The organism is Geodermatophilus chilensis (assembly GCF_002802985.1).
GTDB classification, from domain to species: Bacteria; Actinomycetota; Actinomycetes; order Mycobacteriales; family Geodermatophilaceae; genus Geodermatophilus; species Geodermatophilus chilensis.
The window spans coordinates 10,610-27,267 of the sequence record NZ_NVPT01000073.1; the positions used below are offsets into that span (position 1 = coordinate 10,610).

Genomic DNA, 16,658 nt, shown 5'->3' on the forward strand with positions numbered 1-16,658 from the left:
GAGCGGAGGCCCTGGTGGTCGCGACGGCCGGTCCGGTTGTGCCCCGGCTGCCAGGTCGTCTTCTCCGGCCACAGCGCCTTCGGTCACCGCACAGGGTCCTCCGTGAGGAGAGCAGCCTGCAGCACCTGCGCCAGGTGGACGCCCTCTGCACCGGTGCCCTGGGTGATCTGCGTGCGGCAGGAGAAGCCGTCGGCCAGCACGATCGTGCCATCGGCCGCAGCGCGGATCGCCGGGAACAGCTCGCGCTCGGCCAGGGCTTGCGAGACCTCGTAGTGCCCGGGCTCGAAGCCCCAGTTGCCTGCCAGTCCGCAGCAGCCACCGCCGACGACCGCGGGATCCACGCCCAGCTTCTCCAGGACCCGGAGCTCGGGTCCGTAGCCGTGCAACGACTTCTGGTGGCAGTGCACCTGGCAGACGGCCGGGGCGGGGCCTGCATCGGTGGACAGTTGCCCGAACGGCCACGGTCGTCCCCGCTCGAGGTGGCGGGCCGCGAAGGCCCCGAGGGTCGTGGTCAGCTCGGTTGCCCGACGTGCCCGCGGATCGTCGGGGAGCATCTCGAGGCTCTCCTCCTGGAGCATGACGGTGCAGGAGGGCTCGAGACCGATGATCGGGTAGCCGGCCTCGAGCAGCGGCTCCATCACCTCGAGGGTGTCATGGAGGACCTTCCGGGTCATGTCCAGCTGCCCGGTCGAGTGCCAGGTCAGACCGCAGCAGACGTGCGCCCTCGGCATGACGACCCGGTAACCCATGGCCTCGAGGACCTCGACGGCGGCCCGGCCCGGCGCGTCGGCGGAGTAGTTCGTGAACGTGTCCGGCCACAGCACCACGGTCTCGCGGCCGTGGGCGGCCTCGCCGGAGCCGCGTCCTGCAGACCGGCGGCGGAACCACGCCGTCAGCGGCTGCGGGGCGAAGGAGATCATCCGCCGCTTCGGCTCGATCCCGCCCAGCCGCTTGGTCAGCTCCTCGACGGGCCGGAAGGACAGCAGCAGGTTCAGCGCTCGGAAGGCGACGGGCACCTTCTCCGCGATCCGCATGAGCCGCGGCAGCCAACCCATGGTGAACTGCGCCATAGGGCGCCGGTTCCGGCCCACGAAGGATCGCAGGCCCTGGCCGTAGTGATGGTGGAGGAACTCCGCCTTGTACGTGGCCATGTCCACGTTGACCGGACACTCGGTGGCGCACGCCTTGCAGGACAAGCAGAGGTCCAGCGCCTCGAGGGCGTCCTTCGACCTCCAGCCCTCGGGGATCGACTCCCCGCGCAGCATCTCGGCCAGCACGCGGGCGCGTCCGCGGGTCGAGTGCACCTCGTCCCCGGTGACGTGGAAGGACGGGCACATCGCACCGTCGTCCGAGCGGCACGAACCCACGCCCACGCACCGGTTGACGGCGCTGGAGAAGGACCCGCCGTCCCGGGTCAGCGCGTGCACGGGAGTCACCTCGAGGTCGCGGGCGCCGGGGCCCGGCCGGATCCCCTTGTCGACGGGCTCGGGATCCACGAGCACGCCCGGGTTGAACACGCCGTCGGGGTCGAAGACGTGCTTGAACTCCGCGAAGGCCTGGAGGGCGGCGGGGGAGTAGATCGTGGACAGCAGCTCGGATCGGGCGCGCCCGTCGCCGTGCTCGCCCGAGAGGGAACCGCCGTAGCTGTGGACCAGTTCAGCGGCACGCTCGACGAAGCTCCTGTAGGCGGCCACCCCGGCCTCGTCGGAGAAGTCGAAGGAGATGCGGATGTGCACACAGCCCTCGCCGAAGTGGCCGAAGGGGATGCCGGTGAGGTCGAGCTCGTGCAGCAGGTCGTAGAGAGCGCGCAGGTATTCGCCCAGGCGGGCAGGGGGCACCGCTGAGTCCTCCCAGCCCGGCCAGGCCTCACCACCGTCAGGCAGGCGGGTCACCAGCCCCGCACCCGCCTCGCGGATGTCCCACAACGCTCTGGCCAGCGCCGGCTCGCTCACGATGACCGAGTCGATGACGCGCCCGGGCACCAGGCCCGACAGCCCCCGGGCCCGAGCCTCGGCCGCCTCGGGGGTATCGGCGCCGACCTCGCAGTACAGCCAGCCGCCGCCGCGCGGCAGCTCGGAGCCGGAGCTCTCCCGGCCCGGGCGGGTCTGCAGGGCCTCGACCAGGTCCGAGCCCATGCCTTCGATCGTGTAGACGCCGGGGACGCGCAGCTTCGGCGCGGCGGTCGCGGCCTCGAAGGCATCCTCGAAGCCGAGCACGGCCAGGGCCGTGTGCGCGGGCTTGCGGACCAGGCGCACCGTGAGGCGGGTGATGATCCCGCACGTGCCCTCCGTGCCGGCGAAGGTCTTGGCGGTGTCGAAACCGTTCTCGGCGAGCAGGTGGTGCAGGCCGTAGCCGGAGACCTGGCGAGGGAACTGGCCCAGTTCGGTGCGGAGCGTCGCCAGGTGCCGGTCGCGGATCCCGACGAGCTGCCGGGTGATCGCCGGGTCGGACGTGCCTCCCTCCCGAAGCTCCACTTCGCGCCCGTCGGCGAGCATGACCGTGAGTGAGACCAGGTTGTCGGCGCTCGTCCCCCAAGCCACGGAGTGCGAGCCGCACGCGTTGTTGGCCACCATTCCGCCGATCGTGCAGCGTGAGTGCGTCGAGGGATCGGGACCGTAGGTGAGACCGAACTCGGACGCCGCCGCCCGCAGTTGGTCGCAGATCACGCCCGGCTCGATGGTCGCGGTCATGGCCTCCGGGTCGATGGACAGGATCCGGTTGAACTGGCGAGACGTGTCGATGACCAGGCCCTCGCCGATGGCGTTCCCGGCCACCGACGTCCCGCCGCCCCGGGAGATCACGGGCCAGCCGCGCTCCCTCGCGAGGGCGAGCAGTTCCCGGATCTCGTCCACGTCGCGCGGTTCGGCGACCGCCTCGGGCAGCCGGCGGTAGATGGAGGCATCGGAGACGTAGGCGGCACGGGTGGTGAGGTCGTCTCGGATGTCGGTCATGGGTCCGCACCTCACTGGTCGGTTGTCACGGGTCCTGCGTCCAGCCGTCGGAACGGCTCCGGACGTTCACGGACAGGAACCGGGTGGCAGGTCTTGTCTCTGGAGGGAGCTCACGGTCGGTGCGTGACACGACCCCGCGTGCTGGTGGCGAGGCGGCCTGGTCCTCACCGGACCATCCGCCTCGTGCCTGCCGACATGCCACCGGGTGCCTGCCGATCCCGGAACGGGATCGGCAGGCACCCGATGCAGCTGGTCAGGCGGACACGATCCGGGACGGATTGGAGCTCTTCTGGAAGGCCTCGTCGAAGAACTCCTGGAGGCGATCGCACATGAGCACGAACTCCGGGTGGTCCCCGTACATGAAGTCGTTGTGCCGACCGTCGATGCTGTACAACGTCTTCGGCGACGAGGCCGCCTCGTACAGGCTGATCGCCTCGTCGTACGGGTGCAGGGTGTTGCGCTTCCCGTGCGCGATGAACAGGGGGATCGGCCCCAGGTGCCGGACCACCCTCTCCACCTTCAGATCCATGATCGACTCGGTGAACTGCAGTCGGGTCGGGTGGCCGAAGCCGTAGACCTGCTCCAGCTCCTTGCCCACGTAGTCCTTGGTGGCCGGGTCCAGCGGGTAGTGGTGAAAGGTGTCGGCCAGCTGCGACTCGCCCTCCAGCACCCGCCGCGTCCGGTCCTCCGCCACCTCGTCGACGATCCGCGTCCACTCGTCGTAGGTGTGGATGGACTTCAACCAGCGCTCTCCGTCGTAGAAGCCGTTCAGCGCAGCCACGCCTGCGACGTTGTGGCCCTTCTCGGCCGCGAGGACGACGTTGGCCGCACCCATTCCCCACCCGATGAGGCCGATCCGCGAGTTGTCGACGTCGGTCTGGGTCTGCAGGAAGGTCACAGCGTTGCGGATGTCCTCCACCTGCTGCTCGATGAGTACCGTGCCCTTCTCGCCCTCGCTGTCGGCCATCCCCCGATAGTCGAAGCCCAGGCAGATGTATCCGCGCTGCGTCATCTGCTCGGCGAACATCCTGGGGTAGAACTCGTTGAACCCCTGATAGCCGGAGTTGACGATCAGTGCAGGGTGGGGGCCGTCCCCAGGCAGCTCGTCCGGGTAGTACAAGGTCGCCTGCAGACGGCAACCCTCGCTGAAGAACGTCGTGTTCTTCTCGATCACTCTCTCATCCCTCGTTTCTTGGTGGACCAGTAGTCGTTCCGGGCTCGACCGGGCGTAGCTGGATTGCATTCACGGTGATCCCCGCGGTCGGCGGTCAGGGGAAAAGGCGTCCTACGGGCTGATCTGTTACCTCCGAGTTGTCGCAGCCTGTGAACACGCGCACGTGCTCACAGAAGAGCTCCGGGCCGACTGCCCGCGGGGCGGTGACGTGCCGATGTCAGATCGGCGCCATGAGCAGCCGTGTCAGCTCGTCCACACCCCTGTCCATCTCACCCAGGACCACCTCCGCGATGGAGTCGCTCCGCCGACGTCCGAGAGGACGCGTGTAGTCCTCGAACTTCTCGAGGAGCACGTCGTCGCTCAGGGGGGACTCCGGGTCGCCGTCGGCGAGGGTGGGGGCCGAGGAGTGCGAACGGCCGTCCGTGAACCTGATCCGCACCTCGGCGCGACGCCTGGCGGGGAACTCGTCGGTCATTTCCGCCGACGGTGTCGACCTGATCTTCTTCGCGAGCTCCAGCGCAGCTTCGTCGTGCTGTGGAGCCAGGATGCGGTCAGGCGCCAACTCCCCGTGGACCAGGGCTGACGCCAGCGCGAAGGGGAGGCTGTACTGCGCCTCTTCCGTGGTCCGGGGAGCTGCGGTCCGCAGTCGGGCCGCGGCATCGAAGGTGATCACTTCGATCTCTTCGATCTCGTCGATCGGCAGATCGTGCTCGCGGGCGAGGGTGAGGCCGGCCTGGACTGCCGGGTGGGCCCACCGGCACACCGGGTGAGGCTTGAAGTACTGCTCGGTGATCCGCCACCGGACTCCGAGGTCGTGGCTCTCGAGTGCTCCGTCGACGAGTTCGGCCGGGGCGCCGGTGAAGCCCTCTCGGGCGAGGAGAGCGGCGGCCACCCCCGCCTGGGCGCCCCATGCGGAACTGTCCTTGACCATCGTGGGGTGGTCGATGGCCCGCATCATCGGTCCCCGAGGAGCGGAGTACTCCGCGATCCCCAGCGCATGACAGGTGGCCTGCTCGTCGAGACCGAGCACCCGGGCGCCCACCGCAGCGGCGCCGATCGCATTCCATGCGCCCGAGCTGTGGTAGTCCGCCGCCGTCCGGTGCAGCGCCATCCCCGCACGCAGACAGACCTCGTAGCCGACGACGAGGGCGGAGAGGAGATCGCCCATCACCCGTCCCGGCGCCCCGTCCATGAGAGCCAGTACGGCGGGGAGGACGGCTACGCCGGCGTGGCCCTTGGCCAGGCGATGGCCGTCGTGCCCGTCCATCGCGTCGATCGTTCCGGCATTGGCCAGGGCCGCGTGGGCGGCGCCGACCCGTCGACCGTCGAAGAGCAGGCCGGACGTCTGCCTCGATCCGCCGGCGTGACGGGATGCGTGGTCACGCAGGATCTTCGACAGCGACGTGCCGGTTCCCGCCGCTGCGACCCCGATGAGATCCAGCAGGCACCGCCGCGCCTGGTGCACCACCTCCACCGGGAGATCCGGATGGTCGGTGCGGTGGATGAATGCTGGGAGAGCAGGTTCGGTGCTCACGAAGCGGACCTCTCTGGCTGACGGGCCGGCTGTCGACGCGGCGCGATTCGTGTGCCTCCGTCGCGGTGCCCGGGGCACTGGACACACCGAGGGAGAGCCCGGACAGGGGGCCGGTGCTGCCTGCGGTCGGTGCCCGAGGCAGGCCGTGACGGGTGGCTACCTCGGCGCGAACAAGGACGTGGGGACGGTCGAGGCGGCAGCCTCCAGCCGGCCGCGGTCGAGACCCTCGGCGGCGAGGGTCTCGACCAGCAACATCAGCGCCTCCGGCGGGGACGGGGAATCCGGCTGTCCCGCGTCCGAGGAGAGGACCAGCCGATCGCCGGCAGCCTCTGCGACCCGAGCCAGCATGGCCGCGGTGCATCCCGGCTGGTGCAGCAGTTGATAGGTGGTGATCTCCGCGTGTCCGCCGCCTTCCACCAGGGCGCGGACGGCGGAGGGGTCCAGGCCCGGGACCGTGTACGAGGGATGGGTGAACAGCACTCGGCCGATGCCGTAGAAGCGCGCTCGCTCACTGAGCCATCGGCACTCGTCCCCGCTGAGATGGCCGGTGGCCAGGACGGCATCGTGGTCGGCGATCAGTGCGAGCACCGCCTCGGTCGCTTCGGTGGCTCGCTCGTCGACCGGGGGGACGGCGAACGTGTGCGAGCCGATCCGAGGCACCTGGTGACAGAGTCGGGGCAGATCAGCGGTGTGCTGCGTGTGCGCATCGGCCGTGGGCATCCATATGACGCGTCCGCCCGCCCCCAGAGCGGCAGCAACCGCACTGGGGTTGATGCCGCCGCAGTGCTGGTTGAGCGCGACCCCTCCGTACACGGTCTGACCCGTCGACCGTGCGGCGGCGTGGGCCCGTCCCACGGTCGACTCGTAGTGTGCCTTGAGCACGAAGCCGGAGAAGTCGGCCAGGGCGTAGGCCCGGGCGACTGCGGCGTCGTCCCCGATGCGCTCCAGTACGTCGGGCCCGGCGTGCACGTGGCTGTCGAACACGTCAGTGCTCCTCGTCGGCCAGCTTCAGGGCGGCACGGGCGACGACGTCCGCGCGGGACTCCTGGAGCAAGGGCCACTGCCGGCGCAGCGAACGCAACTCGGCGAGGTCCAGTTCGCAGTCGAGCTCTCCGGGCTCCGAGCCCAGCTGGCCCAGCACCTCGCCCGAGGGATGGATCACGCGCGACCCGCCCCAGAACTGGCGCCCGGCCTCTTCTCCGCAGCGGTTGACGAACACGACGTACGCCTGCAGGGCGACGGCGGCGTGCAGCAGGAGGATCTCCCAGGCCCGTGACGTCGGCAGGCCGACATGGCTGACCGCGCTGTTGGTGGGAACGAGCAGGACCTCTGCCCCGCCGTGTGCGGCGAGCCAGGGGAGCGGCGGTTGCCAGGCGTCGTTGCAGATCAGGGTCGAGACCCGGGTCGTGGGAAGGTCATAGCAGTGCAGCGCCCCACCCGGGCGGAAGTGCTTGCGCTCCTCCCATCCCCGGTAGGTGGGCAGGAACATCTTGCGCTGGACCCGGGCCTTCCCGTCGACCAGGAGAGCGGCGCTGTTGAAGGTGTGGTGGCGGAACGCCTCGGCGAAACCGACCACCGCGGCCGGGCCGTGCCGGCCCAGCTCCAGCAACCTCGGATCGTCCGGGGACAGCGGTGGGACGTCGGGCACCTCGCTGAGGTGGTACCCGTGCGTCGCCAGCTCGGGAGCCACGACGAGATCACGATCCGAGGCCTTCTCCACCAGGGCGTCCAACCCCTGGAGGTTGCCCCCCACGTCGCCCAGGGTGGGATCGGTCTGCAGCAGGCGGACCTTCAGGACGGCACTGCCTGTCGGTTCATGAGGCCTCTCACTCACCGACGAAGCCCTCCTCGACGAGCCATGCCTTGGCCGCCTCTTCGGGGGTGTCCCCGTCCACGTCGACCTTGGCGTTCAGCGACTGCAGCGTCTGGTCGTCGAGAGCTTCGGCCAGGGGAGCGAGGACGTCCGCGATGGCGGGATTCTGCTCGAGGGCCTCGGCGCGGATCGTCACGGCGGGGTTGTAGGCCGTGAAGAACTGCTTGTCGTCCTCGAGGACCACGAGGTCCAGCGCGGCGATCCGTCCGTCGGTGGCGAAGACCTCACCGAAGACACAGGGATCGGCCGTGTCGATCGCGTTGTAGATGGCCCCGGCCGCCAGTTCGGACACGCGGTCACGGGGGAGGTCGAACCCGTAGGTGTTCTGGAGTCCGGGCCAGCCGTCGTCGCGGCCGAAGAACTCCGCCGCGCCACAGAAGGTGGCGTTGGCCGGATCGGACTTCACCAGCTCGGCATAGTCGGACAGCGTCTCGACACCCAGCTCCTCCGCCTTCTCCCGGCTGACAGCGACCGCGTAGGTGTTGTTCGCGGGCGCCGGCTCGAGCCAGACCACGGAGTTCTCCTGCTCATCGCGCTCGGCGACCGCCTGGTAGAGCTCCTGCGGGTCGGCGATCGGCTCGGTCTCGCCCAGGTGGGTGATCCATCCCGTGCCGGTGTACTCCCAGTACATGTCGAGGTCGCCGCTGAGGAGCGCGGAGCGCACGCTGCTGCTCCCCGACATCCCGCAGTTGCGGGTGGCGGTGGCCCCAGCGGACTCCAAGGCCTGCGCGGTGAGCTCGCACAGGATCAGTTGCTCGGTGAACTCCTTGCCACCGACGGTGAGCTCGACGCCGCTGAGATCAGCGTTCTCGGCGAGGCTGCCGGCCGACACCCCGGTCGGTGGTTCCTCGCCCAGGGCGCAGGAGGAGAGCAGGGCGACGGCGGCGGTCAGCCCGGTGACGGTCGTGAGTCTGTAACGCATGGTGGTGCCCTTTCGGGGAGAGGCGTCGTGCTTCCTGGTGGACGTCTGTCAGCTGCCTGGAGGGTGGAGGGGTTCAGATGCCCTTGGGGCGAAGGCGGCGCTCGGTGAGACCGGCCAGCCAGTCGACGATCAGCGCCAGGGCGATCGTGAGCAGGCAGCCGGCCATGAGGATCGGCATGCGGTTGAACACGATGCCCCGCTCGATGAGGTCGCCCAGTCCGCCCGCGTTCGTGTAGGTGGCGAGCGTGGCCACTCCGACGTTGAGGATCAGGGAGACCCGGATGCCGGCGAGCATGACCGGCACGGCGAGGGGGAGTTCGACGGTGAAGAGGATGCGGCGAGCGCTCATGCCCATTCCCCGCGCCGCGTCGATGACGAAGGGCGACACCTGCTGCAGCCCCACGATCGTGTTCCTCAGGATGGGGAGCAGGGCGTAGACGACCAGAGCCACGACGGCCATGCGGAAACCGACGCCGTAGACCAGGGCCAGGAGCACCAGGATCCCGATCGAGGGGATGGCCTGACCCGCGTTCGCCAGGGCCAAGGCCGGAGGGCGGAGATAGCGCGCACCCGGTCTGCTCAGCAGGATCCCGGCCGGAACCCCTATGGCGATCACCACGACGGTGGACACCACGACGAGGGAGACGTGCTCGAAGAGTCGTTCCAGCAGCACGTCCGTGGTGAGCGCCCGAGCCTCGATGGAGTCGAGGCTGGCGGTGCCGATGTAGCCCAACGTGCCGACCGCCAGCGTCGCCGCGATGACGGGCAGGACCCAGCCCGAGCGGTCCTTGTCGCGATTCGCGGTGCCCGCGGTGCGCAACGACGTCACTGTGTTGCTCACCGCAGGGCCGGGTGCTTGGGCAGGGCGGTGGCCAGGAGCATGTCCTGAACGGTCAGGGTGGCTCCGCCGGCCACGTGGACCCGCTCGGCTCCGGCCATGAGCATCTTCTCCAGGACCCCGGCAACCGTCTCGTCGGCACCCACGGTGAGGTCGACGGGCTCCCCCGAATCGACCGAGGCGGGCAGGTCCCCCACTCGCAGCAAGGACAACCGGCGCAGGGCGGCACCCTCCCCGATGAACGTCCGGACGAAGTCGTCCGCCGGATTGGTGAGGATCTCCAGGGGGGTGTCGAACTGGGCCAGCCGGGACCCCTCGGCGAAGATCGCGATGCGGTCTCCCAGGCGCAACGCCTCGTCGACGTCGTGGGTGACGAAGACGATGGTCTTGCGGATGCGCTCCTGGAGTTGGAGGAACTCCGCCTGCAGACGCTCCCGGGTGATGGGGTCGATCGCGCCGAAGGGCTCGTCCATCAGCATCACGGGCGGGTCCGCGGCAAGGGCCCGGGCGACCCCCACCCGCTGCTGCTGCCCGCCGGAGAGCTGCTTCGGATACCGGGATCGGTACACGGACGGGTCCAGGCCGACGAGTTCGAGCAGTTCGTCGACGCGGGCGGAGATCCGTTTCCTGTCCCACCCCAGCATGGACGGGACGATGCCCACGTTCTGGCCGATGGACATGTGCGGAATGAGCCCCACCTGCTGGATCACATACCCGATGTGGCGGCGGAGCTGGTCCGGATCGGAATGAGTCACATCCTGGCCGTCGATCCAGATCTGTCCCGCGGTGGGCTCCACCAGGCGATTGATCATCCGGAGGGTCGTGGTCTTCCCGCAGCCGGACGGGCCGACCAGGCAGACGAATTCTCCGCGCCGGATGTCCATCGTCAGGGGGGCGACGGCGGGAGCGTCGGATCCCTCGTAGTGCTTGGTGACCCCAGTCAGCCGGATCATGGCGTCGGTCGTGCCATCGGGGGCATTGCTGATGTCAAGCATGGAGACCTCTCGGTGTAGTGACCCGGCCGATGATCAGGAAGAGCACGTCCATGACCGCGGCCACGACGACGATCGCCACCACGCCGGCAAGTGCTTCATTGAGGGCATTCGCGGCTCCCATTCGGGACAATCCACGGAAGATGAGCTCCCCGAGACCGGGACCGCGCACTGCTGCGCCGATGGCAGCGATGGCGACCACCATGATCGTGGCCACCCGGATGCCGTTGAGGATCACCGGCCATGCGAGTGGCAGCCGGATCCTCCACAGTCGCTGCCGAGAGGCCATGCCCATTCCTCGCGCCGCGTCGACCACGCTGGCGTCCACGGTCTCGAGGCCGGTCACGGCATTTCTCAAGATGGGGAACACCGCGTAGACCGTCAGGGCCAGCACGGTCGGCGCCACGCCGAGCCCGAAGAGCGGGATCATGAGCCCGAACAAGGCGAAGGACGGGATGGTGAGGATCGTCCCGGTGATGGAGAGCGCCGCCTTGCGTGTCTTCGGAAGGCGCTCCGTGACCATGGCGAGGAGGATGCTGACCACCGTGGCGAGCCCTACCGAGATCAGGACGACCTGCACGTGTTGCAGGAACAGGAACGAAATGCGGGTCGAGTTCTCGCTGACGTAGTCGAGGAAGCTCACGAGATCCTTCTCATCTCGCCACTGAGTCCCGGTAGTGCACTGTGCTGCTCCTTGGATGGAGGGGGATGGGGCACGGGGGGCGACGACAGTGCCTGGCTGAGGTACTGGGCGGCCTGGCTGATCTGTCGGCCGACGCCGTTCATGGTCTTGTGCAGCCGATACGTGGGCGCGGAGATGTTCAGTGCGGCGACGATCCGCCCGTGCCCGTCGCGCACCGGGGCGGCCACCGCGGCCAGGTCGTCGTCGAACTCGTCGACCACGGCCGCGTATCCCAGCGCCCGCGCTCGACCCACCCGGTCGATCACCGCCTCGACGGTGGCAGGCGCCTTGGAGCCGGGTCCCTTGCGGAAGTCGTGCTCGAGCAGGGCCCGAATCTCGTCGGGACCGTGATCGAACAGCAGGGCCCGACCCGACGAGGTGCACGACATGGGCACCGTGCGACCCACCCACTGCACAGCCTCGACTGCTCGGTGCGGCCCCTCCGACAAGATGGTGAGCACCTCGTCGTTGCGGCAGATGCTCAGGTGCACCCGCTCCTTCACCTGGCGCGCCAGCTGGCGCATCACGGGCGGAGCGAGCAGGAGCAGACGTTGGTCTCCCGCTTGGGTCGCCAGTGCGAACAGTCTCCACCCGAGTCGGTGCAGCCCGTCGTCATCACGTTCCACCAGTCCCAGGTCGACCAGCGGTTTCAGCTGACGGGAGATGCTCGACTTGTCGCGCCCCAGGGACCGCGCCAGCCCGCTGACCGTGAGACCGCGGGTCACCACGGGCCCCGACTGCGCCAGCGCCTCCAGGATCGCCAGGATCTTGGCGGCTCCTGTGTCCTGGGTCTCATGCATGCCGCCACTATCGAGGAGTGGTGCACAGCCTGCAATTAGCCGTTGCGGATATTGCAACGCTTTGTTCAGGGGGCTCTCCGGTGCCCGCGGCCGCTCCCGTGCCCCAACGTCCGGTGGGGTACGTCCCTAGCGGTGGATCGGTGGTCTCCGCTCGTCGAGGCGAGCAGGCCCGGCGCTGCTCCGGCGACCCGGAGCGGGCGTCCGCGCGGTCTAGCGCAGATGGATCGGCACGATGCCCTCCTCGGGCAGGTCGAAGCCCCACACCTGGGCGTAGAAGGACAGCTCGCCGTCCAGCGCCGCGCGGATGTTCTCCGCGCGCCGGAAGCCGTGCTGCTCACCGGGGAAGAGCAGGTAGGCGTGCGGCACGCCCTTCTCGCGCAGCGCCGCGACGATGGCCTCGGCCTGCTCGGGCGGCACCACCCGGTCCTCCGCGCCCTGGAAGACCGCCAGCGGGGTGTCGAACGCGTCGACGTGCGAGATCGGCGAGCGTTCGGCGTAAACGTCGGCTCCCTCCGGCCACGGCGCGACCAGGGAGTCCAGGTAGCGGGACTCGAACTTGTGCGTGTCGGAGGCCAGCGCGGCGAGGTCGCCCACGCCGAAGTGGCTGGCCCCGGCGGAGAAGACCCCCGGCCGCAGGCACAGCGCCGCGAGCGCCGTGTACCCGCCGGCCGAGCCGCCGCGGATGGCCATCCGGGCAGGGTCGACCCGGCCTGCATCGGCGAGGTACCGGGCACAGGCGGCGACGTCGTCGAGGTCGACCACGCCCCAGTTGCCGCGCAGCGCCTCCCGGTAACGCCTGCCGTACCCGGTGGAGCCGCGGTAGTCGACGTCGGCGACGTAGAACCCGCGGGAGGTCCAGTACTGCACCTCGAGGTTCAGCACCGAGGTGGTCGCGGCCGTCGGCCCGCCGTGCACGAGGACGAGCAGCGACGGCCGTGCACCCTCCGGTGCGGTCGCCTCCGGGTTGGTCGGCGGGTAGACCAGCGCGTGAGCCGCGTCGATCCCGGTCCCGCGGTCCGGGGTGGGGAAGGTGACGTGCTCGGGTCGGGAGAAGCAGGCCGGGTCCAGGCCCAGGTCGCGGGCCGGTCGCAGCACCTCGGCGGCGCCGCCGTCCAGTGGCACCCGGAGCACCACCGGCTCGCTCGCCGGGCTGCCCGCCACGCAGACCACGCCCCCGTCCGTGGCGGTGACCGACCGGAACGCCGTGTACGGCAGGTCCAGCTCGCGGAGCGTGCCGTCATCGTCGAGCACCGCCAGGCGGTCGGCGCCCTCCCGGACGAAGGCCAGGACCACGCGGCCGTCGCCGAGCAGGGCGAACCGCCGGGCGCCGAACCGCCACTGCGGCCCGGCGACGTCCGCACCCACGTCCAGCACGCACTCCACCCCGCCACCCCGCCGCCAGCGGTACAGCGCCCAGACGTCGGTGCGGTCGGCACAGAACCACAGCGCGCCATCGGCGTCCCAGGTCGGCTGCACCACGGACTCCGCCCGGCCGTCGGGGGAGCGGCCGCCGGCGACCACCACCTCGGTGCCGTCGGCGCCGCGGACGACGAGCTGCGCTGCGTCCCACGGCATGTCGGGGTGCTGCCACTGCAGCCAGGCCAGGTGCCGGCCGTCACGGGAGGGGCGGGGGTCGGAGACGAAGTCGGGCCCGCTGACCAGGACCTCTCCCGCGCCGTCCACACCGATCCGGACGAGCTCGTTGACGACGTCGGCGGCGGCGCCCCCGGCCGCATGCGTCTCCCGGACGGCGAAGAGCCCGCCGTCCGGTGCGACGGTGAGGTCGGCGTACCGCACGCCCGCGGGTACGTCGGGCGCCGGGGTCGCCGCGACCGGCTCGGCGGCGCCCGGGTCGAGGCGGTGCAGCCGCTGGTCGGTGAACTCGGTGAACCACAGGACGCCGCTGGAGAGCGTCCACGCGCCGCCTCCGTACTCGTGGACCCGGGTGCGCGCGTTCCACGGTGGCGGCAGGACGTCGGCGGTCACGCCGTCGGCGTCCCGGCGGACCAGTGCGGACCGGCCGCCCTCACCGGGGCGGGACTCCGACCACCACACGTCGTCGCCGTCGACGGCCACCTCCTCGAGCCGAGCGGCGGCCCGGACGACGAGTTCGGAGGTGATCGGGGTCGGCCAGCTCCCGTACGGGACGGCGGTGCGCGGCGGCATGGCCCGACCGTAGGTCGCGCGGACACGACGCTGCGCCTTCCGTCGAGGCGGACCCCGGGCCATTACCGTCGACACATGCCTGCTCGCACGACGACGACCCGACCCTCGGGCCGGTCGTCCGCGCGCGGACGCTCGGGCTCCGGGTCGACCGCGTCCCGGAAGCGCCCGCCCGCCAAGCGACCCGCTGCCGGCGGCCGCAAGCCCGCCGCCCGCAAGCCCGCGTCCAAGAAGTCCGGGCCCGGCCTCTGGGGCGTCGTCAGTGGCAGCTGGTCGCTGCTGGCCCGCGGCGCCGGCGGGCTGGCCCGCTCGGTCGCCCGCCCGGAGGAGGCCGAGCCGCTCGCCCCCGAGCACCGCCGCGACGGCGTGGGCCTGGCCGTGCTCGGCCTGGCCGTCGTCCTCGGCGCGGCCGCCTGGAGCAACGGCATCGGCCCGGTCGGCGCCGCCTTCGCCGGCGCGGTGCGCTGGGTCGTCGGCTCGCTGGTCATGGTGCTGCCGGTCGTGCTCTTCCTGGCCGCGCTGCGGCTGCTGCGCCGGGGGCCGCGTCCCGAGGCGCGCGGCCGGCTGGCGATCGGCTGGCTGTGCCTGGTGGTCTCGGTGCTCGGCATCGCCCAGGTCGTCGGCGAGGGCGCCGTCCCGTCGCAGGACCGGCCCGGCTCCGGTGGGCTGGTCGGCTGGGCCGCGGCCACGCCGCTGGTCACCGGCGTGGGTACCGTCGTCGCCGTCGTCCTGCTGGTCCTGCTGGCCTTCTTCGGCCTGCTGGTGCTGACCGCGACGCCGGTGCACCAGATCCCCGAGCGGCTGCGCGAGCTCGCCGACCGCCTGCTCGGCCAGGCCGACGACGAGGACGCCTACGACGACGAGGACTGGGAGGACGACGAGGAGCCGGCCGAGGCGCCGGCGCCGCGCCGCGCCCGCCGCCGGTCGCTCTCGGACGACCTGATGGACACCGGCCCGGTGGAGACCGTGCCGGCCATCGACCACGCCGCGCTCGACGAGGCGCCCGAGGCCGTGCGCCACGAGCCGCCGCCCCCGCCGGTCCCGGCCCGCCGTCCGGCGGTCGTCGACCGCACCGCGCCCGCGGAGGACCTGCCGCCGATCGAGGAGCCCCAGCAGCTGCGCATCGAGCCGGTGGAGGGGCAGTACACGCTGCCCTCGGTCGGCGTGCTGCGGGCCGGCGACCCGCCGAAGAAGGGCTCCAAGGCCAACGACGCGGCGATCGAGGCCATCACCGGCGTGCTCGAGCAGTTCAACATCGACGCCGCCGTCACCAGCTTCACCCGCGGGCCGACGGTGACCCGGTACGAGATCGAGCTGGGCCCGGCGGTCAAGGTCGAGAAGATCACCGCGCTGACCAGGAACATGGCCTACGCGGTGGCCAACGACAACATCCGGATCCTCGCGCCGATCCCGGGCAAGTCCGCCGTCGGCGTCGAGGTGCCCAACGTCGACCGCGAGATGGTCAGCCTCGGCGACGTGCTGCGCTCGCAGGTGGCCAAGCAGGACCCGCACCCGATGCTGGTCGGGCTGGGCAAGGACATCGAGGGCGGGTTCGTCTGCGCGAACCTGGCCAAGATGCCGCACCTGCTGGTCGCCGGCGCCACCGGTGCCGGTAAGTCCAGCTGCGTCAACTCGCTGCTGACCTCGCTGCTGCTGCGGGCCACGCCCGACCAACTGCGGATGATCCTGGTCGACCCGAAGATGGTCGAGCTCACGCCCTACGACGGCATCCCGCACCTGATCACGCCGATCATCACCGACCCGAAGAAGGCCGCGACCGCGCTGGCCTGGCTGGTCGAGGAGATGGAGCAGCGCTACCAGGACATGCGGGCCACCGGCGTCCGGCACATCGACGACTTCAACCGCAAGGTCGAGCGCGGCGAGATCGTGGCGCCCCCGGGCAGCGAGCGGGTGTACCGGCCCTATCCGTACATCCTCGCGATCGTCGACGAGCTCGCCGACCTGATGATGGTCGCGCCGCGCGACGTCGAGGAGTCGATCGTCCGGATCACCCAGAAGGCGCGTGCCGCCGGCATCCACCTGGTACTGGCCACCCAGCGCCCCTCGGTGGACGTCGTCACCGGCCTGATCAAGGCCAACGTGCCCTCGCGGCTGGCGTTCTCCACCTCCAGCCTCACCGACAGCCGGGTCATCCTCGACCAGCCCGGCGCGGAGAAGCTGATCGGCATGGGCGACGCGCTGTTCCTGCCGATCGGCGCGGGCAAGCCGATGCGCGTGCAGGGCGCCTACGTCTCCGACGCCGAGATCGAGGCGGTCGTCGAGTTCACCAAGCGCCAGGCCGAGCCGGAGTACCGCGAGGAGGTCTTCAGCGCCGCCGAGGGCGAGAAGAAGGAGATCGACGAGGACATCGGCGGTGACCTGGAGCTGCTCGTCCAGGCCGTCGAGCTCGTCGTCACCAGCCAGTTCGGCTCGACGTCGATGCTGCAGCGCAAGCTGCGGGTCGGCTTCGCCAAGGCCGGCCGGCTCATGGACCTCATGGAGAGCCGCGGCATCGTCGGCCCGTCCGAGGGCTCCAAGGCCCGGGACGTGCTGGTCAAGCCCGACGAGCTCGAGTCGGTGATGTTCACGCTCCGCGGCACGGAGGGGTAGGCGAGGGCGGGCTCACCCTCGCCGTCCCTGGAGATGGCCGGAGCGCGCCCTACGATGGACCGGTGACACCTCCGACCGACCCTGCCCGCACCGTGGCGGTGGTGACCCTCGGGTGCGCC

At 70.7% G+C, this 16,658-nt stretch carries 12 protein-coding genes; 1 reads left to right on the plus strand and 11 read right to left on the minus strand.

From position 1 onward, the window contains the following. Positions 1-83: 83 nt before the first annotated feature. From CNO22_RS13785 to CNO22_RS13835, 11 genes are all read right to left on the minus strand, one after another. Positions 84-2,951 (minus strand): FAD-binding and (Fe-S)-binding domain-containing protein, encoded by a 2,868-nt coding sequence (locus tag CNO22_RS13785; RefSeq protein WP_100499914.1) that lies wholly within the window; start codon positions 2,949-2,951, stop codon positions 84-86. A 253-nt stretch (positions 2,952-3,204) separates the two neighbouring features. After that, positions 3,205-4,125: an alpha/beta hydrolase gene (locus CNO22_RS13790; RefSeq protein WP_100499915.1), complete on the minus strand. Its 921-nt coding sequence runs from the start codon at positions 4,123-4,125 to the stop codon at positions 3,205-3,207. 217 nt (positions 4,126-4,342) lie between these two features. Next, positions 4,343-5,659, minus strand: coding sequence for an MmgE/PrpD family protein (locus CNO22_RS13795; protein ID WP_198588312.1), 1,317 nt, complete (start codon positions 5,657-5,659; stop codon positions 4,343-4,345). A 156-nt stretch (positions 5,660-5,815) separates the two neighbouring features. Continuing rightward, a complete protein-coding gene (locus CNO22_RS27720) occupies positions 5,816-6,643 on the minus strand; it encodes a DUF6282 family protein (RefSeq protein WP_157936943.1) in 828 nt (275 codons plus the stop codon). 1 nt (position 6,644) lies between these two features. Continuing rightward, positions 6,645-7,493, minus strand: a complete 849-nt coding sequence (locus CNO22_RS13805) for a nitrilase-related carbon-nitrogen hydrolase (protein ID WP_269799598.1) — start codon at positions 7,491-7,493, stop codon at positions 6,645-6,647. Continuing rightward, complete coding sequence (locus CNO22_RS13810) at positions 7,486-8,454, minus strand: glycine betaine ABC transporter substrate-binding protein (protein WP_100499917.1); 969 nt, start codon at positions 8,452-8,454, stop codon at positions 7,486-7,488. The genes CNO22_RS13805 and CNO22_RS13810 overlap by 8 nt, the downstream gene beginning before the upstream one ends. A 73-nt stretch (positions 8,455-8,527) precedes the next feature. Continuing rightward, positions 8,528-9,295 carry an ABC transporter permease gene (locus CNO22_RS13815; RefSeq protein WP_198588314.1) on the minus strand — a complete coding sequence of 256 codons (768 nt, stop codon included), beginning with the start codon at positions 9,293-9,295 and terminating at the stop codon, positions 8,528-8,530. Next, positions 9,292-10,245 carry an ABC transporter ATP-binding protein gene (locus tag CNO22_RS13820; RefSeq protein ID WP_100499927.1) on the minus strand — a complete coding sequence of 318 codons (954 nt, stop codon included), beginning with the start codon at positions 10,243-10,245 and terminating at the stop codon, positions 9,292-9,294. Before CNO22_RS13820 ends, CNO22_RS13815 begins: the two co-directional genes overlap by 4 nt. Before the next feature lie 34 nt (positions 10,246-10,279). Beyond that, positions 10,280-10,927, minus strand: coding sequence for an ABC transporter permease (locus CNO22_RS13825; RefSeq protein WP_100499918.1), 648 nt, complete (start codon positions 10,925-10,927; stop codon positions 10,280-10,282). Then, entirely contained in the window at positions 10,924-11,766 is an 843-nt protein-coding gene (locus tag CNO22_RS13830) for an IclR family transcriptional regulator (RefSeq protein WP_100499919.1), read from the minus strand. The genes CNO22_RS13825 and CNO22_RS13830 overlap by 4 nt, the downstream gene beginning before the upstream one ends. Positions 11,767-11,976: 210 nt before the next feature. Next, on the minus strand, positions 11,977-13,932 hold the full coding sequence (locus CNO22_RS13835; RefSeq protein WP_100499920.1) for an alpha/beta hydrolase family protein: 1,956 nt from the start codon (positions 13,930-13,932) through the stop codon (positions 11,977-11,979). A 75-nt stretch (positions 13,933-14,007) separates the two neighbouring features. On the opposite strand from CNO22_RS13835, the gene CNO22_RS13840 reads away from it, so the two are divergent. Beyond that, complete coding sequence (locus CNO22_RS13840) at positions 14,008-16,539, plus strand: DNA translocase FtsK (protein WP_100499921.1); 2,532 nt, start codon at positions 14,008-14,010, stop codon at positions 16,537-16,539. Positions 16,540-16,658: the final 119 nt, after the last annotated feature.